This window comes from Cellulomonas septica (assembly GCF_012396155.1).
Taxonomy (GTDB): Bacteria; Actinomycetota; Actinomycetes; order Actinomycetales; family Cellulomonadaceae; genus Cellulomonas; species Cellulomonas septica.
The window spans coordinates 1-1,767 of the sequence record NZ_JAAXOY010000711.1 but is presented as its reverse complement, the minus strand read 5'-3'; the positions used below and the strand labels follow the sequence as shown (position 1 = coordinate 1,767).

Annotated in this window: 3 protein-coding genes and 1 pseudogene; 3 read left to right on the top strand and 1 reads right to left on the bottom strand. The window is 74.9% G+C overall.

The window, feature by feature from the left end:
• The coding region (locus HGA02_RS18445; protein ID WP_168680767.1) for a hypothetical protein at window positions 1–181 on the bottom strand (181 nt) is incomplete at its 3' end.
• A gap of 193 nt (window positions 182–374) precedes the next feature.
• Here HGA02_RS18445 and HGA02_RS18440 point away from each other — a divergent pair.
• The 3 genes and pseudogenes from HGA02_RS18440 to HGA02_RS18430 all read left to right on the top strand — a co-directional run.
• Entirely contained in the window at window positions 375–740 is a 366-nt protein-coding gene (locus tag HGA02_RS18440; RefSeq protein ID WP_168680765.1) for a VOC family protein, read from the top strand.
• Between the two features lie 143 nt (window positions 741–883).
• Window positions 884–1,273 carry an ATP-binding protein gene (locus HGA02_RS18435; RefSeq protein WP_343035605.1) on the top strand — a complete coding sequence of 130 codons (390 nt, stop codon included), beginning with the start codon at window positions 884–886 and terminating at the stop codon, window positions 1,271–1,273.
• Window positions 1,274–1,381: 108 nt separating this feature from the next.
• Window positions 1,382–1,767: pseudogene (locus HGA02_RS18430) on the top strand (chromosome partitioning protein); the annotation flags it as partial.

The following is a 1,767-nucleotide window of genomic DNA, read 5'->3' as shown; positions in this document are numbered from 1 at the left end:
CACGCTCAAGCAGAATCCGCTGACCCGCTCCCACCTCGACGACTTCGTCGCCTCCTACGCCCCCAGCCGCCCGCGCGACGAGCGCATCGAGTCCGAGCGGTTCCACTCGTTCGGCTACGACGAGCTGCTCGCGGCGGAACGCGAGCTCGGCGTCGAGCGCCGGTCCCCAGAGCTCGGTCATGGTGTCCTCCTCCTCGCGATGCCTTCTCCGTCGACCCTCACGTTGCTCGTGAGGCCCCCCGCCGTGGATCGGTCGGTCGACGGGTCTCGGCGACCGGATCGGGGTGAGGCGCGTCTGAGGTACCTCAGACGCCGCGTGACCAGCGGCGACGACGGGCCTGTCCTGCGGGCGCCGCGCGCGGGAGCATGGGGCGATGAGCCTCGTGCAGGTGGCCCAGCGGGCCACCGACCTCGACCGTGCCGCGGCCTTCTACGCCGACCTCCTGGGACGCGGGCCGACCGCGCGCTTCGACCCGCCCGGCCTGCTGTTCTTCGACCTCGACGGCGTCCGCCTGCTGCTCGACAGGGGCGCGCCGTCGGCGCTGCTGTACCTGCGCGTCGACGACGTCGCCGCCACCGTCGAGCGGCTGCGTGCGGCCCGGGTGCCCGTCGAGGGCGAGCCGCACGTGATCTTCCGGCACGACGACGACACCCTGGGACCGGCCGGCACCGACGAGTGGCAGGCGTTCGTGCGCGACCCCGACGGCAACCTCGTGGGGCTGGTCGAGCACCGCGCCTGACCGGCGTCGGTGTGCAGGTCATGTGCACGTCACCCGGACGCGTCGGCGTCCGCCCGGCGCGACGGCGGACGTTCGGGCACCCTTGACGGGTGGGTGACGTGCGAGACCTGAGGAGCGCCGCGAGCCTCCGGCGGGAGTGGCGGGTGGACGACGAGGTCGTCGTGCGCGCCGAGCGCTCCGCGCCGCGAGCCGCGCGGCACTGGGTCATGCGGACCGTGGCCGAGTCGGGTGTGACCGGCGCGGTCAACCAGGTGGTGGAGCTGCTGACGGGCGAGCTCGTGTCGAACGCGGTGCTGCACGGGCCGTCCGACGGGCTCGTGCACGTGCACGTGAGCGTCGGCGAGCGCACCGTGCGGGTCGGCGTGACCGACGACGGCGGCGGCCGGCCGACGGTGTCGCACCCCGAGCCGACGGCGCCCAGCGGTCGCGGTCTCGCGCTCGTCGAGGCGCTCGCGGAGTCGTGGGGGACCACCGCGCGGGCCGACGGGCACCCCGGCAAGACGGTCTGGTTCGAGCTCGACATCGCCGACTGACGGCTCCTCGGGACGTCGGCACCGGGTCTGGCCTGCGGCTCGGCGATGCGGCGTACGCCCGGTGCGCGTAGTTTCTGGGACGTGCGACCAGCCAGCGAAGGGCGACTGATGACCGACACCGAGGGACAGGCACCGGCCGCCACGCGCCTGCCGGAGATCCGCGCCGAGGTGCGCGAGGACGGCACGGGCGAGATCTCCGTCGACGGCGTGATCGAGCAGGTGCAGACCGCGAACCTCCAGGAGGCGGGTGCGGCCATCACGCAGCGCATCGCGACCCTGGCCGGTTCCGTCGGGTCGCCGCTGCCGGTGCAGGTGCGCGACCCCGACGGCGTCTGGTCGCTCCTGATCCACCCCGACGGCCTGGTCGACGAGGCCGGCGCCCCGACGCCCCCCGAGGGGATCGCCGCCGCGGACCTGGCGTCCACCGCGATCCCCCCGCCCGTCGGCCCGCCGCCGTCCGACGGTGGCACGGACGTCGCGCCGCCGACGGCGCC